The 24,594-nt window shown below is 69.9% G+C and carries 21 protein-coding genes; 20 read left to right on the top strand and 1 reads right to left on the bottom strand.

The window, feature by feature from the left end:
- Positions 1-162 precede the first annotated feature (162 nt).
- The 20 genes from mqnC to ABT336_RS00675 all read left to right on the top strand — a co-directional run bounded on the left by mqnC (position 163) and on the right by ABT336_RS00675 (position 23,334).
- The gene (mqnC, locus tag ABT336_RS00770) at positions 163-1,353 is read left to right on the top strand and encodes a cyclic dehypoxanthinyl futalosine synthase (protein WP_350894354.1); all 1,191 of its coding nucleotides are present in this window, start codon (positions 163-165) and stop codon (positions 1,351-1,353) included.
- A gap of 300 nt (positions 1,354-1,653) precedes the next feature.
- Complete coding sequence (locus ABT336_RS00765) at positions 1,654-2,853, top strand: hypothetical protein (protein WP_350894353.1); 1,200 nt, start codon at positions 1,654-1,656, stop codon at positions 2,851-2,853.
- A 218-nt stretch (positions 2,854-3,071) separates the two neighbouring features.
- Positions 3,072-3,773: a demethylmenaquinone methyltransferase gene (locus ABT336_RS00760; protein WP_350894398.1), complete on the top strand. Its 702-nt coding sequence runs from the start codon at positions 3,072-3,074 to the stop codon at positions 3,771-3,773.
- A gap of 139 nt (positions 3,774-3,912) precedes the next feature.
- Positions 3,913-4,143 (top strand): DUF2267 domain-containing protein, encoded by a 231-nt coding sequence (locus ABT336_RS00755; RefSeq protein WP_350894352.1) that lies wholly within the window; start codon positions 3,913-3,915, stop codon positions 4,141-4,143.
- 224 nt (positions 4,144-4,367) lie between these two features.
- Positions 4,368-5,642, top strand: a complete 1,275-nt coding sequence (locus tag ABT336_RS00750) for a geranylgeranyl reductase family protein (RefSeq protein WP_350894397.1) — start codon at positions 4,368-4,370, stop codon at positions 5,640-5,642.
- A 128-nt stretch (positions 5,643-5,770) separates the two neighbouring features.
- On the top strand, positions 5,771-6,136 hold the full coding sequence (locus tag ABT336_RS00745; protein ID WP_350894351.1) for an NADH-quinone oxidoreductase subunit A: 366 nt from the start codon (positions 5,771-5,773) through the stop codon (positions 6,134-6,136).
- Positions 6,137-6,149: 13 nt separating this feature from the next.
- On the top strand, positions 6,150-6,821 hold the full coding sequence (locus ABT336_RS00740; protein WP_350894350.1) for a NuoB/complex I 20 kDa subunit family protein: 672 nt from the start codon (positions 6,150-6,152) through the stop codon (positions 6,819-6,821).
- 4 nt (positions 6,822-6,825) lie between these two features.
- On the top strand, positions 6,826-7,593 hold the full coding sequence (locus tag ABT336_RS00735; RefSeq protein WP_350894349.1) for an NADH-quinone oxidoreductase subunit C: 768 nt from the start codon (positions 6,826-6,828) through the stop codon (positions 7,591-7,593).
- Positions 7,590-8,906, top strand: a complete 1,317-nt coding sequence (locus ABT336_RS00730) for an NADH-quinone oxidoreductase subunit D (RefSeq protein ID WP_350894348.1) — start codon at positions 7,590-7,592, stop codon at positions 8,904-8,906. The genes ABT336_RS00735 and ABT336_RS00730 overlap by 4 nt, the downstream gene beginning before the upstream one ends.
- Positions 8,903-10,012: an NADH-quinone oxidoreductase subunit NuoE gene (gene nuoE, locus ABT336_RS00725; protein ID WP_350894347.1), complete on the top strand. Its 1,110-nt coding sequence runs from the start codon at positions 8,903-8,905 to the stop codon at positions 10,010-10,012. Before ABT336_RS00730 ends, nuoE begins: the two co-directional genes overlap by 4 nt.
- Positions 10,009-11,325: an NADH-quinone oxidoreductase subunit NuoF gene (nuoF, locus tag ABT336_RS00720; RefSeq protein ID WP_350894346.1), complete on the top strand. Its 1,317-nt coding sequence runs from the start codon at positions 10,009-10,011 to the stop codon at positions 11,323-11,325. The genes nuoE and nuoF overlap by 4 nt, the downstream gene beginning before the upstream one ends.
- 40 nt (positions 11,326-11,365) lie before the next feature.
- Entirely contained in the window at positions 11,366-13,807 is a 2,442-nt protein-coding gene (locus ABT336_RS00715) for an NADH-quinone oxidoreductase subunit G (RefSeq protein ID WP_350894345.1), read from the top strand.
- Positions 13,804-15,156 carry an NADH-quinone oxidoreductase subunit NuoH gene (gene nuoH / locus ABT336_RS00710; RefSeq protein WP_350894344.1) on the top strand — a complete coding sequence of 451 codons (1,353 nt, stop codon included), beginning with the start codon at positions 13,804-13,806 and terminating at the stop codon, positions 15,154-15,156. Before ABT336_RS00715 ends, nuoH begins: the two co-directional genes overlap by 4 nt.
- Position 15,157: 1 nt before the next feature.
- Positions 15,158-15,823, top strand: coding sequence for an NADH-quinone oxidoreductase subunit NuoI (nuoI, locus tag ABT336_RS00705; protein WP_350894343.1), 666 nt, complete (start codon positions 15,158-15,160; stop codon positions 15,821-15,823).
- The gene (locus ABT336_RS00700) at positions 15,820-16,590 is read left to right on the top strand and encodes an NADH-quinone oxidoreductase subunit J (RefSeq protein WP_350894342.1); all 771 of its coding nucleotides are present in this window, start codon (positions 15,820-15,822) and stop codon (positions 16,588-16,590) included. The genes nuoI and ABT336_RS00700 overlap by 4 nt, the downstream gene beginning before the upstream one ends.
- 40 nt (positions 16,591-16,630) lie before the next feature.
- Positions 16,631-16,948, top strand: coding sequence for an NADH-quinone oxidoreductase subunit NuoK (gene nuoK, locus ABT336_RS00695; RefSeq protein WP_350894341.1), 318 nt, complete (start codon positions 16,631-16,633; stop codon positions 16,946-16,948).
- 20 nt (positions 16,949-16,968) lie between these two features.
- Positions 16,969-18,921, top strand: a complete 1,953-nt coding sequence (gene nuoL, locus ABT336_RS00690; RefSeq protein WP_350894396.1) for an NADH-quinone oxidoreductase subunit L — start codon at positions 16,969-16,971, stop codon at positions 18,919-18,921.
- A 64-nt stretch (positions 18,922-18,985) separates the two neighbouring features.
- The gene (locus ABT336_RS00685; protein WP_350894340.1) at positions 18,986-20,518 is read left to right on the top strand and encodes an NADH-quinone oxidoreductase subunit M; all 1,533 of its coding nucleotides are present in this window, start codon (positions 18,986-18,988) and stop codon (positions 20,516-20,518) included.
- Between the two features lie 52 nt (positions 20,519-20,570).
- Positions 20,571-22,145 carry an NADH-quinone oxidoreductase subunit NuoN gene (gene nuoN / locus ABT336_RS00680; protein WP_350894339.1) on the top strand — a complete coding sequence of 525 codons (1,575 nt, stop codon included), beginning with the start codon at positions 20,571-20,573 and terminating at the stop codon, positions 22,143-22,145.
- Positions 22,146-22,248: 103 nt separating this feature from the next.
- Positions 22,249-23,334 carry a polyprenyl synthetase family protein gene (locus tag ABT336_RS00675; protein WP_350894338.1) on the top strand — a complete coding sequence of 362 codons (1,086 nt, stop codon included), beginning with the start codon at positions 22,249-22,251 and terminating at the stop codon, positions 23,332-23,334.
- Here the strand turns inward: ABT336_RS00675 and ABT336_RS00670 are convergent.
- Positions 23,232-24,593, bottom strand: coding sequence for an MFS transporter (locus ABT336_RS00670; RefSeq protein WP_350894337.1), 1,362 nt, complete (start codon positions 24,591-24,593; stop codon positions 23,232-23,234). The two genes, ABT336_RS00675 and ABT336_RS00670, sit on opposite strands and share 103 nt — an antisense overlap.
- Position 24,594 lies beyond the last annotated feature (1 nt).

Genomic DNA, 24,594 nt, shown 5'->3' with positions numbered 1-24,594 from the left:
GTCAGGACTGCCACGCCGGATGACGCAAACCCCTTGATCACCGGGGGCTGGGTGGGGGTGTGGGGGGTGTGGGGGGTGGGGGCGGGAGGGGGTGGGTGGGTGGGGGTGGGGAGCGGGGGAAGGGGGGAGGGGGGAGGTCGGGGGGCGGCGTAGGCTCGGGGTGTGACGAGGAGCCGGGAGATCGACGACATCCTGCAGCGCGGCGCGGACGGCGGGCGGATCACGCCCGAGGAGGCGCTGTCGCTCTACACCGAGGCGCCGTTCCACGCGTTGGGGGAGGCGGCCGACGCGGTCCGGCGGCGGCGGTACCCGGACAACGTCGTCACGTACCTGATCGATCGCAACATCAACTACACGAACGTCTGCGTCACGGCGTGCAAGTTCTGCGCGTTCTACCGTGCCCCGAAGCACAAGGAGGGGTGGACGCACCCCACCGAGGAGATCCTGCGCCGCTGCGGGGAGGCCGTCGAGCTGGGGGCCACCCAGGTGATGCTCCAGGGCGGGCACCACCCGGACTACGGGGTGGAGTACTACGAGGAGCTGTTCTCCTCGGTCAAGCAGGCGTACCCGCAGTTGGCGATCCACTCGATCGGGCCGAGCGAGATCCTGCACATGGCGAAGGTCTCCGGGGTGAGCCTGGACGAGGCGATCGCCCGGATCAAGACCGCCGGGCTGGACTCGATCGCCGGGGCCGGGGCGGAGATGCTCCCGGAGCGTCCGCGTAGGGCGATCGCCCCGCTCAAGGAGTCCGGCGAGCGGTGGCTGGAGGTCATGGAGCTGGCCCACCGTCAGGGCGTGGAGTCGACCGCCACGATGATGATGGGCACCGGCGAGACCAACGCCGAACGGATCGAGCACCTGCGGATGATCCGGGACGTCCAGGACCGTACGGGTGGGTTCCGGGCGTTCATCCCGTGGACGTACCAGCCGGAGAACAACCATCTCAAGGGGCGCACCCAGGCGACCACCCTCGAGTACCTGCGGCTGATCGCGGTGGCCCGGCTCTTCTTCGAGACCGTCCCGCACCTGCAGGCGTCCTGGCTGACCACCGGCAAGGACGTCGGTCAGCTCAGCCTCCACATGGGCGTCGACGACCTCGGGTCGATCATGTTGGAGGAGAACGTCATCTCCTCGGCCGGTGCCCGTCACCGGTCCAACCTGCACGAGCTGATCGGCATGATCCGTACCGCCGGTCGGGTCCCCGCCCAGCGGGACACCCTCTACAACCGGTTGGCGGTGCACCACACCCCGGCCGACGACCCGGTCGACGAGCGGGTGGTGTCCCACTTCTCCTCGATCGCCATGCCGGGCGGCGGGGCCGGGAAGTCGCTGCCGCTGACCCCGGTGAACTGACCGCCGCCGGGCACGGATCGGTTGCGGTTGCGTCTCGGTACGGGTACCGCAGTGGGGTGCCGACCGGCCGGTTGATCGGGCGTACCGGCCGGGGTTGCCCGGTCGAAGATGGTGGTCGAGGTGGCCGTTCGGGGGAAAGCCATCACGGCCTTCCCGCAGCATCTCCGTAAATATCGGACAGTCTGGATGCGGGGATCGGTCGAGACGGCTCGTCTACAGGGCATGGGCGGGGTGGCGAAGGTGTCGAGCGGGAGCTAGCGTGCCCGCTCATACCCCCTTCATCCTGCGGGAGAACCCTTGATGATCTTTCGTGGTCGGCGGCCGGCCCGGTTCGGTGCTGCCGTACTGCTCGCCGCCGGCACCGTCGCCGGGCTCGGTGCCCCGGCGTACGCCGCCCCCACCGGGACCGACCTCTCGCTGGACGTGGTCGGCACCCGGCTGGCGGATGAGACCCCGCTGAAACTGGCCTTCGCCAAGATCACGAATCGGGGGAAGAACACCCCGACCGCCCTCTCCGTGAGCATCGACGTGTCGAAGGTCGACATCAGGTACGTCCTCGCGGCACCGGCCGGAACCGACTGCGAGATCGAGGGCAGCGAGGAACGGATGGCCCGGTGGACCTGCGCCGTGCCCTCCGACGAACTGCCCGGCCCGGGGGAGACCCTGGACCTCCCGATCGTGGTGTTCAAGTTCGGCGAGCGTAAGGGGGCGTACTCGGCCCCCGTCACGGTGACCATCTCGTCGCCGGACGACACCGACAAGTCGAACAACCGTCGGACCGCGAAGCTGGAGCTGACCAAGAAGAGCGGCCCCGACCTGTTCGTCCTGGCCGACGACGTCAAGCAGTCGGTGGAGGTCAAGGGCGGCGAACTCCGGGTCCTCGGCGACCTGCACGCCGGCGAGACCGGCGTCCTGACGTACTTCGGACTCAACCAGGGTGACGAGGCAGCCGCCGGACTCCGGGTCAGGGTCACCCTGCCCAAGGGGGTCACCTTCACCGAGACCGACGAGAACTGCGAGTACGACGGGGGCCGCACCTCGGCCGTCTGCACCCACCGGAACCTGCCGCTGGCCCCGTTCCACAGCGACGACGAGGGTGACGTCGAGGGGTACGGGTTCCTCCACCTGCTCACCGTCGCCAAGGGTGTGAAGGCCGGCAGCCTCTCCGGGGGTGAGGTCACTGTGGAGCCGCTCGCCGGTGAGCTGCGTACCGCCACCGCCAAACCGAAGTCGCTGCCGAAGAACGTCACAGTCCTGACCGACGTCGAGGACATCGACGCCTCTGACAACACCGACCGCTACGCTGTCATCGTGGCTGCTCGGGGCGGCGACGGTGGCGGTGGCGAGGAGCCGCCCGGCCTCCCGGTCACCGGCCCGCAGGCCGGTCTGATCGGTGGCCTCGGGGTGGCCGTCCTGCTCGCGGGCGGGGCGATGTTCCTGGTGTCCCGGCGGCGCCGGGTGGTCCTGGTCGCCCCTGCGGACGAGAAGTCCGGCAACTGAGCAACTGGCGAGGTTCGTCCTCCATCGGCCCGCGCGGGCCGTTCACATAACGCACGGCAGTCGGGGCGGGACGGGGTCACCCGTTCCGCCCCGACTGTGTCCGCTCCCCGCCCGCCGAGAGCAAGGGTCCCCCTGCGCGCCGAGGGGAAGGGCGAGCGATGGGAGGGGGCACTTCCCTGCCGCCGGGGGGAGGCTGGCAGAGTGGAGGGGTGAGTGGTATGCCGCAGGGTCAGCGCGCCGGTCTGGACAAGCAGCCGCACGAGGTCGCCGCGATGTTCGACGGGGTGGCGGCGCGGTACGACCTGACCAACACCGTGCTCTCTTTCGGTCAGGACCGGTTCTGGCGACGGGCCACCCGGGCCGCCCTCGACCTGCTCCCCGGCGAGCGGGTGCTCGACGTCGGGGCGGGGACCGGAGTCTCCACCGAGGAGTTGACCCAGTCCGGGGCGTACGCGGTCGGCCTGGACCTGTCCCTCGGCATGCTGGCCGCCGGTCGGCGGACCCGTCCCACGCTGCCGTTGCTGGCCGGGGACGCGCTGCGGCTGCCCTTCGCCGACGCCAGCTTCGACGCGGTGACCATCTCCTTCGCCCTGCGCAACGTGGCCGACCCCGAGGCTGCCCTGCGGGAGTTCGCCCGGGTCACCCGGCCCGGCGGCCGGATGGTGGTCTGCGAGTTCAGCACCCCGGTGAATCCGGCGTTCCGGACTGTCTACCTGTCGTACCTGATGCGATCGTTGCCGACGGTGGCCCGGACGGTGTCCAGCAACCCCGAGGCGTACGTCTATCTGGCCGAGTCGATCCGGGCCTGGCCGGACCAGGCCGGTCTGGCAGGTCGGATCGCGGGGTCCGGATGGCAGCGGGTCGCCTGGCGCAACCTCACCGGGGGCGTCGTCGCCCTGCACCGGGCCACCCGTTCCTGACCGGTCGCCCGGTGTCGACTGCGCGCACCGCCAGTCGGTGAGCGGTCTCCGTCGCAACCGGCGGGTACGCCTCTTCCGGCGTTCTGGTACGAAATCCGAAACCCCGGAGTTTTGTCCATTTCGCCCGTAGGCTGCGCGCATGACCGGAGCAGACCCGTCGGCCGGTGAGCCGGCCACCGAGGACGATGCCGCCGAGCTGGTGGCCCAGCTCAAGGAGTTGGCCGGGGCCGACCCGGTGGCCGCCCGTCAGGTGGTCTCCGAGGTGCTGGCGGCGCTGGACCGGGCCGCCGGTGGCAGTCTGCGCGAACATCTACCGGAAGCGATCCGTCGGGACGTCGACTCGAACCCGGTCACCGGGGGTCACCACTGAGGGTGGGGCGTCGGACGGGGTCGCATCGTCGGTGATCATTGTTGGTCGAGATCGGTACCGGAAACCGGATCGGAATCAGGGAGAAATCGGAAAACGAACCGGTGTCACCCGCTGTCACCTCGGTAACTTAGGTTTGCCTAACCCGTCCGGCGTGTTACGACGGTCATAGACTCCTCACCGTCCGGCTTGTGAAGCATTTCACGAGCGAACGGGAGGAGGCGCGGATGACCGCGGTGGAGCACGATGCCGACGTGATCGTCGTCGGCGCCGGACCCGGTGGCTCGGCGACCGCGTACCACCTGGCCCGGCACGGCGTACGAGTGCTGTTGTTGGAGAAGACCGAGTTCCCCCGGGAGAAGGTCTGCGGTGACGGGCTGACCCCTCGGGCGGTCCGGCAGCTGATCCGGATGGGCGTGGACACGTCCCCCGAGGCGGGCTGGCTGCAGAACCGGGGCCTGCGGGTCATCGGTGGCGGCGTCCGCCTCGAACTCGACTGGCCGGACCTGGCCAGCTACCCCAACTACGGGCTGGTCCGCACCCGGCTGGACTTCGACGACCTGCTCGCCCGCCAGGCGGTGGCGGCCGGTGCCAAGCTGTGCACCGGCGTCAACGTGACCGGGCCGGTGTTCGACGCGGGCAACCACGTCGTCGGGGTCGAGGCCGAGGTCGGTCCGGGCAAGGAGCCGGCCACCTTCCGGGCACCCCTGGTGGTGGCGGCCGACGGCGTCTCCGGGCGCTTCCCGCTCGCCCTCGGAATGGCCAAGCGGGAGGACCGTCCACTCGGGGTCGCGGTCCGGCGGTACTACCGCTCACCGGCCCGCCACGACGACGACTACCTGGAGTCCTGGCTCGAACTGCGGGCCAAGGGCAGCGAGAAGCTCCTCCCCGGGTACGGCTGGATCTTCGGCCTGGGTGACGGCCGGGTCAACGTGGGCCTGGGCATCCTCAACTCGTCGAACGCCTTCGGCAAGACGAACTACCGTCGGCTGCTCACCGAGTGGCTGGCAAACACCCCGCCGGACTGGGGGATGGCCGACGAGGCCAACGCCGAGGGTCCGATCCTCGGTGCCGCACTGCCGATGGGCTTCAACCGGGTTCCGCACTACACCCGGGGCGTGCTGCTCGTCGGTGACTCCGGTGGCATGGTCAACCCCTTCAACGGCGAAGGCATCGCGTACGCGATGGAGTCCGGTGAGCTTGCCGCGGAGGTCGCGGTCCAGGCGCTGGCCCGATCGGCGGGTCCGGAGCGGGAGCGGGCGCTGATGGCGTACCCGCAGGTGCTCAAGGACCGGTTCGGGGGCTATTACCGACTCGGCGGGATCTTTGTCAAGCTGATCGGCAAGCCGGAGATCATGCGGTTGGCGACCAAACACGGAATGCCACATCCGCTGCTCATGCGCTTCGTCCTCAAGCTGCTGGCCAACCTGACCGACCCCCGAGGCGGGGACGCGATGGACCGGGTCATCAACGCGATGACGAAGGCGGCCCCCGCTGTGTAGGCCCTGACCTGCGGGTCAGCCCCGAACGGGGCTGAAAGGTCGACCCCCGGCGACGGACGCCGGTCGGGACGTGAATAGTGTGATTTCGCCAACCACCGAGGGCAGGGAAGGACGAGCAGGAGAACATCATGTCGCTCTCGCCTTACGTACCCATCATCGGGCTGTTCGCCCTTGCCGCGGCGTTCGCGCTGTTCTCCGTGGCCGGCGCCCGACTCGCCGGACCCCGGCGTCTCAACAAGGCCAAACTCGAGGCGTACGAGTGCGGCATCGAGCCCAGCCCGCAGCCGGTCGGGGGTAGCCGGTTCCCGATCAAGTTCTACCTGACCGCAATGCTCTTCATCGTCTTCGACGTCGAAATGATCTTCCTCTATCCGTGGGCGGTCTCCTTCGACATGCTGCCGATGTTCGGGTTCATGGTCATGTTCGTCTTCATCGGAGCGATCTTCGTCGCGTACGCCTACGAGTGGCGGCGCGGCGGCCTGGACTGGGACTGAGGGAGGAACGCAGATGGGTATCGAGGAGAAACTTCCCGCAGGCGTTCTGCTCACCTCGGTGGAGAAGCTCGTCAACTGGTCCCGCAAGTCGTCGGTCTGGGGGGCCACCTTCGGCCTGGCCTGCTGCGCCATCGAGATGATGGCCGCCGGTGCCCCGCACTACGACCTCGGCCGGTGGGGCATGGAGGTCTTCCGGGCCTCCCCCCGACAGGCCGACCTGATGATCGTCGCCGGTCGGGTCAGCCAGAAGATGGCCCCGGTCCTGCGCCAGATCTACGACCAGATGGCAGAGCCCCGGTGGGTGCTCTCGATGGGGGTCTGCGCCAGCAGCGGCGGCATGTTCAACAACTACGCGATCGTCCAGGGCGTCGACCACGTCGTGCCCGTCGACATGTACCTGCCGGGTTGTCCGCCCCGGCCGGAGATGCTCATCGACGCGATCCTCAAGCTCCGCGAGAAGATCGGTCAGGAGCCGCTCGGGCCCAACGGTCGCAAGATGCTGGAGGCCCGGCAGGCCCGCGGCGACATCCCCGTGGTGCCGTACGGCTCGATGCCGTCGTCGTACCGCAGCGACAAGGCCCGGCGCGCCGAGTGGACCAAGGCGGTCCGTGAGGGGCGCGAGGAGCAGCTGCGGATCGAGAACTGGATGAAGGCCCAGAACCACCTCCGGCCGCAGGGGAAGTGAACCGATGGCGAGCGAACGGAAGCCCGACCCGGTGACCGCATCCGAGGACAAGAGGCCCGGTGCGGCGAACGTGCCGGTGCCGGTGGCCCCGGCCGGGACGAGCAGCACCGCACCGGCCGACTACCCCCCGTCCAGCCCGGCTGGTCAGGGCATGTTCGGCATCCAGGGCACCGGGGACACCTCCGGCTTCGGTGGTCTGGTCCGGCCGCAGAACCCGATCGTGGACGCCCCCCGCCCGTACGGGGGCTACTTCGACGAGGTCCGCGACGCGCTGGAGGAGGCGTACCCGCACTTCGCCGACGCGATCGAGAAGGTGGTCGTCGACCGGGGCGAGCTGACCCTGCACGTGCGGGCGGAACGCATCCTCGAGGTCTGCCAGGTGATGCGCGACGACATGGCCCTCCGGTTCGAGTTGTGCTCCTCGGTGTCCGGTGTGGACTACCTGGGGGCTGACGACCGGCGGCTGCACGTGGTCTACCACCTCACCTCGATGACCTACCGCCGGCGGGTCCGGCTGGAGGTCGCTGTGAGCGCCGAGGCGCCGCACGTCCCGAGCGTCACCAGCGTCTACCCGACCGCCGACTGGCAGGAGCGGGAGGCGTACGACATGTTCGGGGTCGTCTTCGACGGTCACCCCGCCCTGACCCGGATCCTCATGCCTGACGACTGGGAGGGTCACCCGCAGCGCAAGGACTACCCGCTCGGCGGCGTGCCCGTCGAGTACAAGGGCGCCGAGATCCCGCCGCCGGACCGGAGGAGGTCGTACCAATGAGCTACGCCACCGAGCGCGAGACGACCGAGGGGCGGGTCTTCACCGTCACCGGCGGGGACTGGGACGAGGTGGTCGCCGGCGTCGACCCGATCACCGAGGGCCGGATCGTCATCAACATGGGTCCGCAGCACCCGTCGACCCACGGCGTGCTCCGGATCATCCTGGAGCTTGAGGGTGAGACGGTCCGCGAGGCGCGTACCGTCGTCGGCTACCTGCACACCGGCATCGAGAAGAACCTCGAATACCGCAACTGGGTGCAGGGCTCGACCTTCGTGACCCGGATGGACTACCTCGCGCCGATCTTCAACGAGACGGCGTACAGCCTGGCGGTGGAGAAGCTGCTCGGCATCGAGGAGCAGATCACCGAGCGGGCCACCACGATCCGGGTCCTGATGATGGAGCTCAACCGGATCTCCTCGCACCTGATCTGGCTGGCCACCACGGGCATGGAGCTCGGTGCCCTCTCGATGATGCTGTACGGCTTCCGCGAGCGGGAGTACATCCTCGACATCTTCGAGATGATTACCGGCCTGCGGATGAACCACGCGTACGTCCGGCCGGGCGGCGTGGCGCAGGACGTACCGGACGAGGCGGTCGTCAAGATCCGTGAGTTCCTCACCATGATGCCCAAGCGCCTCAAGGAGTACGAGGACCTCCTCTCCGGTCAGCCGATCTGGACGGGGCGGACCAAGAACGTCGGGGTCCTGGACGCCACGGGCTGCCTGGCGCTGGGCATCACCGGCCCGGTCCTGCGCTCCGCCGGTCTCGCCTGGGACCTGCGCAAGACGATGCCGTACTGCGGCTACGACAGCTACGAGTTCGACGTCCCGACCCACACCGACGGCGACGTCTGGGGCCGGTACCTGGTCCGGATGGCCGAGATGCGGGAGTCGCTCAAGCTCGTCGAGCAGGCCCTCGACCGGCTCAAGCCCGGCCCGGTGATGGTCGCCGACAAGAAGATCGCCTGGCCGGCGCAGCTGGCCATCGGGGTCGACGGCATGGGCAACTCGCTGGAGCACGTCGCCAAGATCATGGGTCAGTCGATGGAGTCGCTGATCCACCACTTCAAGCTGGTCACCGAGGGGTTCCGGGTTCCGCCGGGGCAGGCGTACGTCGGGATCGAGTCCCCTCGGGGCGAGCTGGGCGTGCACGCGGTCTCCGACGGCGGCACCCGGCCGTACCGGGTGCACTACCGGGAGCCGAGCTTCATCAACCTCCAGGCCCTTCCGGCGATGGCCGAGGGCGGCCTGATCGCCGACGTGATCGCCGGTGGCGCCTCGCTGGACCCCGTGATGGGCGGTTGTGACCGATGAGTGTTTTCACCGAAGAGACCCGGGTCCGGGCGCGGGAGATCATCGCGCGCTACCCGGCCGACCGTTCCCGCTCGGCGCTGCTGCCGCTGCTGCACCTCGTGCAGTCGGAGGAGGGCTACGTCTCCCCGGCCGGCGTCGCGTTCTGCGCCGAGGTGCTCGGGCTGAACAAGGCCCAGGTGGGCGCGGTCGCCACCTTCTACACCATGTACAAGCGTCGGCCGACCGGTGACTACCTGGTCAGCGTCTGCACCAACACGATGTGCAACGTGCTGGGCGGTCAGGAGGTCTACGACACCCTGACCGAGCACCTCGGGGTGGGACACGACGAGACCACCGCCGACGGGAAGATCACCCTTGAGCACGCCGAGTGCCTGGCGGCCTGCGACTACGGCCCGGTGATGACCGTCAACTACGACTTCTTCGACCAGGTGGACCCGCAGGCCGCCCTCGGGGTGGTCGAGGAGCTGCGCTCCGGTGGGCGTCCCCAGCCGAGCCGGGGTGCCCGGCTCTGCACGCTGAAGGAGATGTCGGTCCAGCTCGCCGGGTTCGCCGACGAGCGGGAGGGCGCCGTCGCGGACGGCGTACCGGGGGAACCGAGCCTGCGTGGTCTGCACCTGGCGCAGCAGCACGGTGTCTCCGCCCCCGGGTTCGACCGCGACGCCCCGATCCCGAGTAAGGCGGAGGCCGACGCGGCGGCGGCGAAGGCCAAGGCCGCCGAGCAGGCCAAGGCGGCCCCGGCCGCCGAGCCGAAGGCCGTCCCGGCGGCGGCCGACAAGCCCGCCCGGTCGGCCGAGGCGACCGCCAGCACCGCCCCCGACGTGAAGGCCCCGGACGACAAGTCGCCGGAGGTACGCGCCGCCGAGACCCGGCAGCCGACCGCCGACACCGCCGTCCCGGACGCACCCGGCACCAAGGTTCCGGTCGACGGCGCTGCGCCGACCCCCCGGGACGCCCAGCAGGCGGAGGCGGCCGGCGCGGCGTCGAACGCCCCCGCCGGGGACGGCAAGCCGGCCGGTGACACGGCCACCGCCCAGGACCGCAACCTCAGGGAGGCGGAGTCGAACACCGACGCCGCCACCAGCAGCGACAGGGGGTCCCAGAAGTGACTTCGCCACGATCGGAGACGCTCGCCAAGCTCACTCCGGTGCTGACCCGACGCTGGCTCGCACCGGACGCCTGGCGGATCGGCACCTACGAGAAGCTCGACGGGTACGCAGCCCTGCGCAAGGCGATCAAGGCCCACCCGGACGACCTGATCCAGCTGATCAAGGACTCGGGCCTGCGCGGTCGAGGCGGTGCCGGGTTCCCCACCGGTCTGAAGTGGGGCTTCATCCCGCAGAACGACGGCAAGCCGCACTACCTCGTGGTCAACGCCGACGAGGGCGAGCCGGGCACCTGCAAGGACCTGCCCCTGATGACCCACGACCCGCACGCGCTGGTCGAAGGGGTCATCATCGCCTCGTACGCGATCCGGGCCAGCCGGGCCTACATCTACATCCGGGGTGAGGCGGTGCACGCCGCCCGTCGGCTGCGCCACGCCGTCCAGGAGGCGTACGCCAAGGGTTATCTCGGCAAGGACATCCTGCGCTCCGGGTTCGACCTGGACCTGGTGGTGCACTCCGGGGCCGGGGCGTACATCTGCGGCGAGGAGACCGCCCTGCTGGACTCGCTGGAGGGCTTCCGGGGTCAGCCCCGGCTCCGGCCGCCCTTCCCGGCCACCCACGGTCTGTACGCCAGCCCCACCGTGGTCAACAACGTCGGCACCATCGCCAGCGTCCCGCCGATCGTGCTCGGCGGTGCCGCCTGGTGGAGGTCGATGGGTACGGAGAAGTCCGCCGGACCGATGATCTATTCGCTCTCCGGTCGGATCACCAACCCCGGCCAGTACGAGTGCGGCCTCGGCATCACCCTGCGCGAGCTGATCGAGTTGGCCGGTGGGATGCAGCCGGGGCACGAACTGAGGTTCTGGACCCCCGGCGGTTCGTCCACCCCGCTGCTCACCGCCGAGCACCTGGACGTGCCGATGGACTTCGAAGGGGTCGCCGCGGCGGGGTCGATCCTCGGCACCACCGCCACCCAGATCTTCTCCGACCAGGACTGCCCGGTCTACGCGACGTACCGGTGGCTGGAGTTCTACCACCACGAGTCGTGCGGCAAGTGCACCCCGTGCCGGGAGGGCAACTACTGGATGGTCCGGGTGTTCCGGCGGATCCTCGCCGGGCAGGGCACCCACGAGGATCTCGACACGTTGCTCGACACCTGTGACAACGTGCTCGGCCGCTCGTTCTGCGGTCTCGGTGACGGGGCGACCAGTTCGGTGACCTCCTCGTTGAAGTACTTCAAGCAGGACTACCTCGACTACATCGAGGGCCGGACCGCACCGAGGCTGTCCGACAAGGCGCTGGTGGGGGCCCACTGATGAGCGCGAGGAACGAGCTTGCGAGTGGGAGGCCAGCCCGATGACTGACGTTGCGAAGCAGGTCGAGACCGTCACGCTCACCATCGACGGGGTCGAGGTCACCGCGCCGAAGGGTGCGCTGCTGATCCGGGTCGCCGAGCAGATGGGCATCGCGATCCCCCGGTTCTGCGACCACCCCCTGCTGGCTCCGGCCGGTGCCTGTCGGCAGTGTCTGGTCGACGTGGAGGGCCAGCGCAAGCCGGTCGCCTCCTGCACCCAGACGGTGGCCGAGGGCATGGTGGTCAAGACCCAGCTCACCTCGCCGGTGGCCAAGAAGGCGCAGGAGGGGGTGATGGAGCTGCTGCTCATGAACCACCCGCTGGACTGCCCGATGTGCGACAAGGGCGGCGAGTGCCCCCTCCAGAACCAGGCCATGTCGACGGGCCGGACGGACTCCCGGTTCCACGAGCACAAGCGGGAGTACCCCAAGCCGCTGCCGATCAGCAGCCAGGTGTTGCTGGACCGGGAGCGGTGCGTGCTCTGCCAGCGCTGCACCCGGTTCTCCGAGGAGATCGCCGGCGACAAGTTCATCGACCTGATGGGCCGGTCGTCCGCCGAGGAGATCAACATCTACCGGGACGAGGAGTACGGCGAGGAGGGCGACGCCGGTGACGTCCCCTTCAACTCGTACTTCTCCGGCAACACCGTGCAGATCTGCCCGGTGGGGGCGCTGACCGGTGCCCAGTACCGGTTCCGGGCCCGCCCCTTCGACCTGGTCTCCACCCCGAGCGTCTGCGAGCACTGCTCGGCCGGTTGCGCCCAGCGCACCGACTGGCGGCGGGGCAAGGTCCTGCGCCGGTTGGCCGGTGACGACCCGCAGGTCAACGAGGAGTGGAACTGCGACAAGGGGCGGTGGGGCTTCCAGTACGCCCGGGCCGCCGACCGGCTCACCACCCCGCTGGTACGCGACAAGCAGACCGGTGAGCTGCGCGAGGCGTCCTGGAGCGAGGCCTTCGCGGTGGCCGCCGACGGGCTGCGGGAGGCTCGCGACGGTGCCCGGGGCATCGGGGTGTTGACCGGTGGTCGGCTGACCGTCGAGGACGCCTACGCGTACGCGAAGTTCGCCCGGGTCGCCCTGAACACCAACGACATCGACTTCCGGGCCCGGCCGGTCTCCCGCGAGGAGGCCGACTTCCTGGCCAGCAATGTCGCCGGGGTCACCGACGTCACCTACGCAGACGTGGAGAACGCCCCGGCCGTGGTTCTGGTCGGGTTGGAGCCGGAGGAGGAGTGCCCGATCCTCTTCCTCCGGATGCGCAAGGCGTACCTGAAGAAGAAGCTGAAGGTCTACGCGATCGCCCCGTTCGCCACCCGTGGCCTGGAGAAGCTCGGGGCCAAGCTGGCCCGGGTGGTCCCGGGCGAGGAGGCCAGCGTGCTCGCCGAGCACGACACGGTCGCCGAGGCGCTCGGCACCCCGGGTGCGATCCTCATCGTGGGCGAGCGGCTGGGCCAGGTGCCCGGTGGCCTGTCGGCGGCGGCCGACGTGGTCCGGCGTACCGGGGCGAAGCTCGCCTGGGTGCCCCGGCGGGCGGGGGACCGGGGCGCAGTCGACGCCGGCTGCCTGCCGAACCTCCTTCCCGGTGGCCGCCTGGTCACCGAGCCGGCCGCCCGCGCCGAGCTGGGCGAGGCCTGGGACATCCCGGCCGGGGTGATCCCCAGCCAGGCCGGTCGGGACACCGACGGCATCCTCGCCGCCGTCCTGAACGAGCAGGTCGGCGCGCTGGTGGTGGCCGGTGTCGACCCGAGTGACCTCTCCGACCCGCGCCGCGCCGAGCAGGCCCTGGACGCGGTGCCGTTCCTGGTCAGCCTGGAGCAGCGGCTCACCGCGGTGGCCCGCCGGGCGGACGTGGTCTTCCCGGTCGCCCCGGTGGTGGAGAAGGCCGGCAGCTTCCTGGACTGGGAGGGTCGGCTGCGCACCTTCGACGCGGTGCTGGACACCACGGCGATGCCCGACGGTCGGGTGCTCGACGCCCTCGCCGCGCAGCTCGACGTCCGGCTCGGCACCGGGGACGTGCTCAGCGTCCGCCGGGAGTTGGGTGGGCTGCCGCAGACCCGGCTCGACCGGCCGGGTCCGCCGCTGGTGGAGGCGGCACGGCTGCCGGAGCCCGGTGCCGGGGAGGCGGTCCTGGCCACCTGGCACCAGCTGCTGGACCTGGGCAGCCTCACCGACGGTGACGAGCACCTGGGCGGGACCTCGCGCCCGCCGGTGGTCCGGCTCGGCAAGGGCACCGCGGAGGCGCTCGGCGTCGCCGACGGTGACCCGGTGACGGTGGGCACCGACCGGGGGGCGTTGACCCTGCCGGCGGCGATCACCGAGATGCCGGACGGCGTGGTCTGGCTGCCGACCAACTCTCCTGGTTCGACCGTCCGGCGCAGCCTCGGTGCGACGTCCGGCGCGGTGGTACGGATCTCCGTCCCGGCCAACGAAAGGGGCGTGCAGTGAACGCGCTCTATCTGGCGCAGGACCCGACCCTGGCCGACTTCGGCAAGGATCCGTGGTGGCTGGTCCTGATCAAGATCGTCTTCGCCTTCGTCTTCGCCGTACTGGCCACCCTGCTGGGGGTCTGGTTCGAGCGGCGCGTGGTGGGCTTTATGCAGGTCCGGCCCGGTCCCAACCAGACCGGTCCGTTCGGCCTGCTCCAGACCCTCGCCGACGGCCTGAAGATGGCCTTCAAGGAGGACATCCTCCCGAGGTCGGCGGACAAGGTCGTCTACTTCTTCGCCCCGGTCATCTCGGTGGTCTGCGCGGTCACCGCGCTCTCGGTGATCCCGTTCGGCCCGATGGTGAGCATCTTCGGCCACCAGACGCCGTTGCAGGTCACCGACGTGCCGGTGGCGGTCCTGGTGGTGCTGGCGCTGTCGTCGCTGGCGGTCTACGGCATCGTGCTGGGCGGCTGGGCCTCCGGGTCGCCGTACCCGGTCCTCGGTGCCCTGCGTTCCAGCGCCCAGCTGATCTCGTACGAGGTGTCGCTGGGCCTGTCGATCGTTGCCGTGTTCATGCTCTCCGGCACCATGTCGACCAGCGAGATCGTCTCCGCCCAGGGCAGCGGCCCGAACGTCGAGTTCTTCGGCCTCAGCGTCCCGATGCCCGGCTGGTACGCGCTGCTGCTCTTCCCGAGCTTCGTCATCTTCTTCATCTCGATCGTCGGTGAGACCAACCGGGCCCCGTTCGACCTGCCGGAGGCGGAGTCGGAGCTCGTGGCGGGCTTCATGACCGAGTACAGCTCGCTGAAGTTCGCGCTCTTCATGCTCAGCGAGTACGTCGCCATGGTGACCATGTCGGCGTTCACTGTGACGCTCTTCCTCGGCGGGTGGCACGCCCCCTGGCCGATCACGATCTGGTCGGGGGCGAACTCCGGCTGGTGGCCGATGCTCTGGTTCTTCGGCAAGGTCGTGGCCCTGGTCTTCGTCTTCGTCTGGCTGCGGGGAACCCTGCCCCGGATGCGGTACGACCAGTTCATGCGGCTGGGCTGGAAGGTCCTGATCCCGGTCAACCTGGTCTGGATCGTCGGGCTGGCCGCCTTCCTCAAGACCCAGGGTTGGGAGCGGACCGACAAGCTGATCGCGTACGGCGTCGTCGCCGGGTTGCTGATGATCGCCGCGATCTTCTGGCCGAGCCGTCGGTACGAGCCGAAGCCGACGCTTCAGGAACAGGTCGACAACCGGCCACACGGCAGCTTCCCGCTGCCCCCGATGGACCTGCAGGTACCACCGAGCCCGCGCACGAAGCGTGTGGTCGCCGAGCGGGAGCCGGCCAACGTCGCCGCCGCCCCGGACTCTCAGGAGGTGTGACGTGGGCGCGATCACCGGAACGTTCAAGGGCTTCGGAGTCACCTTCTCGCACATGTTCAGGAAGGTCGTCACCACCGACTACCCGTTCAAGCCGCCGGTCTCGGCGCCGCGCTACCACGGGCGGCACATCCTCAACCGGCACCCGGACGGGCTGGAGAAGTGCATCGGGTGCGAGCTGTGCGCCTGGGCCTGCCCGGCCGACGCGATCTACGTGGAGGGTGGCGACAACTCCGAGGAGCAGCGCTTCTCCCCGGGTGAGCGGTACGCCAGCATCTACCAGATCAACTACGCCCGCTGCATCTTCTGCGGGCTCTGCATCGAGGCCTGCCCGACCCGTTCGCTGACCATGAGCAACGAGTACGAGCTGGCCCGGGACAACCGCCAGGACCTGATCTTCACCAAGGAGCAGCTGCTCGCGCCGCTGCTGCCGGGGATGGAGCAGCCGCCGCACCCGATGCGGCTGGGCGACAGCGAGAAGGACTACTACGTCGGCGCGCTGACCAACCCGGGCACCTCGGCCGGGGCGGAGAGCTCGCCGATGGGTCCGGGTCGTTACCGGTTGGACGAGCACCCCGGGGTGACCTTCCCCGGTGCCGAGCAGGCCGCCGACCGGGCCGCATCCGGCAAGGCCGACGGGGCCGCATCCGGCAAGGGAGACAAGGAATGACCACGCAGACCGTGCTCGCCGCCTCGGCCTCGGTCTCCGGCGGCGAGGCGGTGACCTTCTGGATCCTCGCCCCGCTGGCGCTGCTCGGGGCGTTCGGGATGGTGCTGGCCCGCAACGCCGTGCACTCCGCGCTCTGGCTGGTGCTGACGATGCTCTGCCTGGGCGTCTTCTACGTCCTGCAGGCCGGGCCGTTCATCGGGATGACGCAGATCATCGTCTACACCGGCGCGATCATGATGCTCTTCCTGTTCGTCCTGATGCTCGTCGGCCGGGACTCCACCGACTCGCTGATCGAGGTCCTGCGCGGGCAGCGGGTCGCCGCGATCGGGCTGGGGATCGGGTTCGCCCTGCTGCTGGGCAGCGGGGTGTACCGGGCCACCGCCGGGGGCGTACCGGTCGGGCTGGACCAGGCCAACGAGGGCGGCAACGTCCAGAACATCGCGCGCCTGCTCTACACCGACTACGTCTTCGCGTTCGAGCTGACGGCGGCGCTGCTGATCACCGCCACCATCGGCGGGATGCTCCTGGCCCACCTGGAGCGGCGCAAGGAGGACAAGCGCGACCAGGTGGCCACCATGAAGGCCCGGTTCGCCCCGGGCAACTACCCCGGGCCGAAGCCCGGCCCCGGCGTCTTCGCCACCTCGTCCTCGGTGGCCACCCCGGCCCGCCTGCCCGACGGCAAGCTGAGCGACCGGAGCACCCCGGAGATCCTTCCGGTGCGCGAGTTGACGTCCGAGGAGAACACGCCGAAGGGGACCGAGAAGTGACCGCACTCCCCGCAGTCGCCAACGGAAAGGCTGCCTGCTGATGGAAGGCTTCTTTTCGGTCGAGCCGAACTACTACCTGGTGCTCGCCTCGATCCTGTTCACCATCGGTGCGGTCGGGGTGCTCGTCCGGCGCAACGCCATCGTGCTGTTCATGTGCGTCGAGCTGATGCTGAACGCGGCCAACCTGGCGCTCGTCACCTTCAGCCGGATCAACGGTGACCTGAACGGCCAGATCATGGCGTTCTTCGTGATGGTGGTGGCGGCGGCCGAGGTCGTGGTCGGGCTCGCGATCATCATGTCGATCTTCCGCACCCGTCGCTCGGCCAGCGTCGACGACGCCAACCTGCTGAAGTACTGAGGGGCCCACCGGTGGAGCAAATTCTGACGTACGCCCAGGCGGCCGAGCCGGCCGGAACCGTCGCCTACGCTCCGGCCGACGGCCTGCTGGGCAACGTGTGGCTGCTGGTGGCGATTCCGCTGCTCAGCGCGGCGATCCTGCTGCTGCTCGGCCGTCGGGCCGACAGGTGGGGGCACTGGCTCGGGGTGGCCGCCGTCGGCGCCGCCTTCGTCCTCGGCCTCACCTTCTTCTTCCAACTCCGTGGGTTGGAGAACAAGTCCGTCGAGCGCAGTCTCTGGGACTTCATCGTGGTCGGCGACTTCCGCGTCGACTTCGGTCTGCTCTTCGACCCGCTCGCCGCGGTCTTCGTCCTGCTGATCACCGGTGTGGGCTTCCTGATCCACCTGTACGCGGTCGAGTACATGGCGCACGACGCGGGCCGGCGACGGTTCTTCGCGTACTTCAACCTCTTCGTCGCCGCCATGCTGCTGCTGGTGCTCGGCAACAACTACGTGATGCTCTACTTCGGCTGGGAGGGCGTCGGTCTGGCGTCGTACCTGCTGATCTCCTTCTGGACCGAGCGGCCCGCCGCCGCCACGGCCGGCAAGAAGGCCTTCCTGATGAACCGGGTCGGCGACGCCGGTCTGGCCATCGCGATCTTCATGATGTTCGCGACGCTGGGCACCACCCAGTACGACGAGGTGTTCACCTCCGTCGGCGGTCTCACCGCGACCACTGTGCTGGTGATGGGGCTGCTCCTGCTGCTCGGGGCGGCCGGTAAGTCCGGCCAGTTCCCGTTGCAGGCCTGGCTTCCGGACGCGATGGAGGGCCCGACCCCGGTCTCGGCCCTGATCCACGCGGCGACCATGGTCACCGCCGGGGTCTACCTGATCGCCCGGTCCAACCCGATCTTCTCGGCGAACTCCACCCTGCAACTCGTGGTGGTCAGCGTCGGTGCCCTCACCCTGCTGATCGGCTGCATCATCGGGTGCGCCAAGGACGACATCAAGCGGATCCTGGCCTGGTCCACTGTCAGCCAGATCGGCTACATGTTCCTCGGCGTCGGTCTGGGCGGGGCGGCGTACGCGCTGGCCATCGTCCACCTCCTGGCCCACGGGTTCTTCAAGGCCAACATGTTCCTCGGGGCCGGGTCGGTCATGCACGGCATGAACGACCAGGTGGACATCCGCCGCTTCGGTGGCCTCTCCAGGTACATGAAGATCACCTGGTTGACCTTCATGGCGGGGTGGTTGGCCATCATCGGCATGTTCCCCTTCTCCGGCTTCTTCTCGAAGGAGCCGATCATCGCCGAGGCCTTCGCCCGGGGTGACTGGACCTCCTGGCTCTTCGGTGGGGCGGCGGTCCTCGGTGCCGGGCTCACCGCGTTCTACATGACCCGGCTCTACTGGCTGACCTTCCACGGCCCGAAGCGGTGGACCGAGGAGATCGAGCACCCGCACGAGTCCCCGCCGCTGATGACGGTCCCGCTGATCCTGTTGGCGGTCGGCTCGATCGGTGCCGGTTTCCTGCTCGCCACCTCGGTGCCGGACTGGCTGACCGCCACCGCGGGGCTCGGCGGTGAGCAGGAGCACCACGAGGCGGTCCTGTCGCACTTCGCGGTCACCGTCATCTCGTTGGTGGTCACCGCCATCGGCGCCGGGCTGGCCTGGTTCCTGTTCCGCAACGGCACGGCCACCGAGCCGCAGCCCGCCGGGGTGGTGGTCACCGCCGCCCGGAAGAACCTGTACACCGACGCCGTCAACGTGGCGGTCTTCGAGAAGCCCGGCATCTTCCTCACCCGGGCCCTGGTGTACCTCGACAACCGTGGCATCGACGGCCTGGTCAACGGCCTCGCCGCCGGCATCGGGGGCGGATCGGCTCGACTCCGGCGACTGCAGACCGGTTTCGTCCGGTCGTACGCGACGTCCATCCTCGCCGGCGCGCTGCTGGTGGTGGCGGCGTTCCTGGCCGTACAGGCGGGGTGGTTGGCGTGATCGACCTCAACCCGGCGGCCCCCGCCGGCGGACCACGCTGTGACGACGGAGGTAAGGCCGCATAATGTCCAACTTCCCGTTCCTCTCGGTGCTGACCGTGGCGCCGCTGGTCGGCGCCCTGGTCGTGGCCTTCCTGCCGCGCAGCCGGCCGAACCTGGCCAAGCAGGTGGCGCTCGGCTGGTCGCTGCTCGTGCTGGTCCTGTCGGTGGTCATGTGGGTCACCTTCCAGGCCGACGGTGACCGGTTCCAGTTCCGCGAGTCGTACCCGTGGATCCCCACCTGGGGGGTGAACTTCACCTTCGCCGCCGACGGCATCGCGCTCGTCATGTTGATGCTCATCACCATCCTGGTGCCGCTGGTGATCCTGGCCTCCTGGCACGACGCCGAGGCGTCGAAGCGGTCGGTGCCCGTCTACTTCGCGCTGCTGCTCGTCCTCGAATGCACGATGATCGGCGTCTTCGCCGCCGCCGACATCTTCCTGTTCTACGTGTTCTTCGAGGTCATGCTGGTCCCGATGTACTTCCTGATCGGCAGCTACGGCGGCCACCAGCGGCAGTACGCGGCGGTCAAGTTCTTCCTCTACTCACTCGTCGGCGGGTTGTTCATGCTCGCCGCGGTGATCGGGCTCTGGGTGGTCGGCGGCAAGACCTTCGACTGGGTGGCGTTGAGCCAGGTGGACATCACCACCGGGACCGAGCGCTGGCTCTTCCTGGGCTTCTTCGTCGCCTTCGCGATCAAGGCACCGTTCTTCCCGTTCCACACCTGGTTGCCCGACGCCGGTGGGGCGGCCCCGGCCGGTTCCGCAGCACTGCTCGTCGGTGTCCTGGACAAGGTCGGTACGTTCGGCATCCTGCGCTACTGCCTGCCGCTGTTCCCCGACGCGGCCAAGTGGTTCGCCCCGTACGCGCTGGCGCTGGGCGTGATCGGCATCATCTACGCCGCGCTCCTGGCCGTCGGTCAGAACGACCTCAAGCGGCTGGTGGCGTACACCTCGATCGCCCACTTCGGGTTCATCGGGGTCGGCATCTTCGCCTTCACCACCCAGGCGGGCACCGGTGCGGTGCTGTACATGCTCAACCACGGCCTCGCCACCGGTCTGCTCTTCCTGGTGGTCGGGATGCTGGTCACCCGGCGCGGCTCGGCGTTGATCAGTGACTTCGGCGGGGCCGGCAAGCTGGTCCCGGTCCTGGCCGGGGTGCTCTTCTTCGCCGGTCTGGCCTCGCTGGCCCTGCCCGGCACCGCACCGTTCGTCTCCGAGTTCCTGGTGCTGATCGGCACCTTCACAGTGAACAAGCCGGTAGCGGTGATCGCCACCCTGGGCATCATCCTGGCGGCGGCGTACGTGCTGTGGATGGTGCAGCGCACCACCCAGGGCACGCTCAACCCGGCACTCATCGAGGTCGAGGCCATGCGCAAGGACCTGAACCTGCGGGAGAAGGTAGTCGTCGCCCCGCTGATCGCCCTGATCGTGCTGCTCGGCTTCTACCCGAAGCCGGTCACCGACGTGATCAACCCCGCCGTCCAGGCGACAATGACCGACATCGGCCGCAGCGACCCCGCTCCGACGGTCGGCGGCGTCCAGGAGGCCTCCCGGTGAGCCTGCCGACCGAGCTGGCGAGCTCCGCAGTCGCGGATGAAAGGACTGCCCGATGAATGAGCTCACGCTGCCGTCGATCGACTACACGGCGCTGGCTCCGATCCTGATCCTGATGGGAGCCGCCGTCATCGGCGTGCTCGTCGAGGCCTTCGTGCCCCGGCCGCACCGGCACACCACCCAGCTGGTCCTGGCGCTGGCCTCGGTCCTGGGTGCGCTGGTGATGGTGGTCCGCAACGCGGACCTGCGGATCATGAACGGCGACGACCGGGTCATCACCATCGGTGGGGCGGTGGCGGTGGACGGGCCGACGCTCTTCCTCCAGGGGGCCATCCTGGTCCTCTCCGCGATGGCCCTGCTCCTGATCGGGGAGCGGTCGGTGGAGCGCGGCGGTGCCTTCGTCGCCCAGGCGGCGGTCACCGCCGAGTCGCCGGAGGACCGGCGGCAGGCGCAGGGGCGGGCCGGGGCCACCGAGATCTACCCGCTGACCACCTTCGCGATCGGCGGCATGCTGATCTTCGTGGCGGCGAACGACCTGCTGACCATGTTCATCGCGTTGGAGGTCTTCTCCCTCCCGCTGTACCTGCTCTGCGCGCTGGCCCGCCGTCGGCGGCTGCTGAGCCAGGAAGCGGCGATGAAGTACTTCCTGCTCGGTGCGTACGCCTCCGCGTTCTTCCTGTTCGGTGTGGCACTGGTGTACGGCTTCACCGCCGGGATGCCGGATCGGGGTGCCGGGGTCGACTTCGCCACCATCAACGCCGCGGTGAGCGAGTCGCCCGCCAGTGACGTGCTGCTCTTCGCCGGTATGGCGCTGATCGCCATCGGCCTGCTGTTCAAGGCGGCGGCGGCCCCGTTCCACGTCTGGACCCCCGACGTGTACCAGGGTGCCCCGACGCCGATCACCGGCTTCATGGCCGCCTGCACCAAGGTCGCCGCCTTCGGGGCCCTCCTGCGGGTCTTCCACGTCGCCTTCGCCGACGCCGCCTGGGACTTCACCCCGGTGCTCGGGGCGATCGCGGTGCTGACCATGCTCGTCGGTGCGGTGCTGGCGGTGACCCAGACCGACATCAAGCGGCTGCTGGCGTACTCGTCGATCGCGAACGCCGGGTACCTGCTGGTGGGGGTCCTCGCGCCGACCCGGGACGGGCTGTCCGGGACGATGTTCTACCTCGTCGCGTACGGCTTCTCGGTGCTGGCCGCGTTCGCCGTGGTGACCCTGGTCCGGGACGCCGACGGAGAGGCGACCCACCTGTCCCGGTGGGCCGGGTTGGGCAAGCGGTCGCCGTTCTACGCCGGGGTCTTCACGTTCATCCTGCTGGCGTTCGCCGGTATTCCGCTGACCAGCGGTTTCATCAGCAAGTTCGCTGTCTTCGGTCCGGCGCTCGCCGCCGACCAGGTGTGGCTGGTGATCGCCGGTGTGCTGACCAGCATGGTGTTGGCCTTCCCGTACCTGCGGGTCGTGGTGATGATGTGGCTCTCCGAGCCGGGTGACAGCACCCCGACGGTCGCCGTGCCGGGTGGACTGACGGCGGCGGCGCTGATGATCGGGGTGGCCGCCACCCTGGTCCTCGGCGTGGCTCCCGGCCCGCTTCTCGACCTGGCGAACGGGGCGGCCGAGTTCGTCCGTTGACCGGGTCACCCGTCGGAACGGGGCCGGGCGCTGTGGCGCTCCGGCCCCGTTTTCCGTCTCGCCGATGGGATCCCCGAACCGGAGCAGGTAGAGAGCGTGTGGCATGGTTGGAGACGTGGTGAATCCGGCTGGCGAGCGTTCAGGTTCCACCGGCTCCGGCGGTCGTCGGAGTCGGTCGAGCACGAGTCAGTTCGGCGCGCTCGGCCTCAGCATCGCCGATTCCCGCGTCGAGGCCTCGGTGCTGGGCGTGCTCGACTCGGTCGAGGCCGAGCTGCGCAGCAGCGTGGCGAGCGCGGACCCGTTCGTCACCGAGGCGGCCCGGCATCTGGTCGAGGCCGGCGGAAAGCGGTTCCGTCCCCTCCTGGTGGCGCTCGGTGCCCAGTTCGGGGACCCGGCGGGGGCGCAGGTGGTGCCGGCTGCGGTGGTGATGGAGCTCACCCACCTGGCCACCCTCTACCACGACGACGTGATGGACGAGGCGGCTGTCCGGCGGGGGGCGCCGAGCGCCAACTCCCGCTGGACGAACTCGGTGGCGATCCTGGTCGGCGACTACCTCTTCGCCCGGGCCGCGGACATCGCCGCCGATCTCGGTCCGGAGGCGGTACGCCTCCAGGCGCGGACCTTCGCCCGCCTGGTGCACGGGCAGATCGCCGAGACCGTCGGCCCCCGCGACGGGGTCGACCCGGTCGACCACTACCTGGACGTGATCGCCGACAAGACCGGTTCCCTGATCGCCACGTCGGCCCGGTTCGGTGGGATGTTCGGCACTGCGGCCCCGGAGTACACGGAGGCCCTCGCCGGGTACGGCGAGATCATCGGGGTGGCCTTCCAGCTCTCCGACGACCTGCTCGACATCTCCTCGGAGTCGGCCCAGTCGGGCAAGACCCCGGGCACCGACCTTCGTGAGGGGGTTCCCACCCTGCCGGTGCTGTACGCGTTGGCCTCCGACGACTCCGACGCCGCCTCGGTGCGGCTGCGGGAGATCCTGGCCACCGGTCCGGTCACCGACGACGCCCTGCACGCCGAGGCGCTCGGTCTGTTGCGGGAGAGTCCGGCGCTCAAGCGGGCGCGGGAGACAGTCCGCAGCTACGCCGAGGACGCCCGCAGCCACCTGGCCCCCCTGCCCGACCATCCGGCCCGCCGGGCGTTGGAGTCGCTCTGCGACTTCGTCGCCGACCGCACCAGCTGACCCCCGGCCACCGGGTTCCTCGGCCCCCCGGGGCCATCCTGCGCCTGCCTTGTCGTCGCCCTGCTGTCGTCCTCACCACCGTCGGGGGTGCGGGCCCGGGCGAGCAGCCGATAGGCGACCACCATGAGCAGGGCCGCCAGAAGCATCGCGGCGGACGCGCCGTACCACATGGTGGGATAGCCCCAGCGGTGGGCGACCAGGCCGAGGACGAGTGGGCCGAGACTGCCGCCGGCGTACACCCCGGTCTGGGTGATGGAGGTGGCGGCGGCCGGGGCCTGCGGGTGCAGCCTGACCACCGCGAAGTTCACCAACCCGGGCCAGGACCAGCCCAGACCGAACCCCAGCACCACCCCCGCCACCAGAGCGAGCGGACTTGCCACAGCGAGCAGCGCCAGCCCGACGGCACCGACCGCCGACATGCCGGCGACCACCGCGAGGTGGCCGGTGCTGCGCCGGTCGGCGAGCCAGCCCGCCCCGATCCGGGCGGCGACGCCGACAGCGCTGCCGAGGGTGAGGGTGAGCCCGGCCAGGCCCGGATCGAGGCCACGGACCACCGAGGCGTCGACCACGAAGGTGCCCAGGGCGTTCGCCGCCCCCGAGGCGAGGGCGGCGGCCACCCCGACGACGACCAGACCCACCGAGACGTGTCCGCCCCGGGCCGCACCGGCCCGACGCGGTGGGGCCGCGTCGGCGGCGGTGACGGTGCCAAGCGCCGCCGACGCGGCCAGCGCCGCCGCCACGAAGGCCCACCGCCAGCCGACTGTCAACGCGATGGTGGGCACCGCCGCGCCGGCCAGCAGGGTGGAGATCGGAATGGCTGCCTGCTTCACCCCGAAGGACAGACCCTGCCGGCGCGGGGGTACGTGCCGAGCCAACGACGAGTTGCTGGCCAGTTGACCGAGCGCGTTCGCTGCGGCACTGAGCCCCAGCAGCGCCACCAGCACCGGGAACGAACGAGCCACTAGGGCGATTGCCAGCAGCGATCCGGCGGAGATCAGGATTCCGAGCCGGGCGCCGACGACCGAGCCGTACCGCTCGACCAGAGCGCCGGAGGGGACCGAGGCCAGAGCGCTGACTCCGAAGTACACCGACACGGCCAGACCCAGGCCGGCGGGGGAGAAGCCGAGGTCGCGGCCCATCTGGACGGCGAGTCCGCCGACCAGGAAGACCGGCAGGACGCAGGCGATGGTGACGGCGACGGCTGCCGCGCTGGCCCGTACCGGGCGGGCGGGGGCGGTGCGCGTGAGGGTGTCGGGCATG

The organism is Micromonospora sp. NPDC000207, from assembly GCF_040300925.1.
Taxonomy (GTDB): domain Bacteria; phylum Actinomycetota; class Actinomycetes; order Mycobacteriales; family Micromonosporaceae; genus Micromonospora.
Note: the sequence above shows the minus strand (reverse complement) of the source record. Positions and strands in the feature narration are given on the sequence as shown.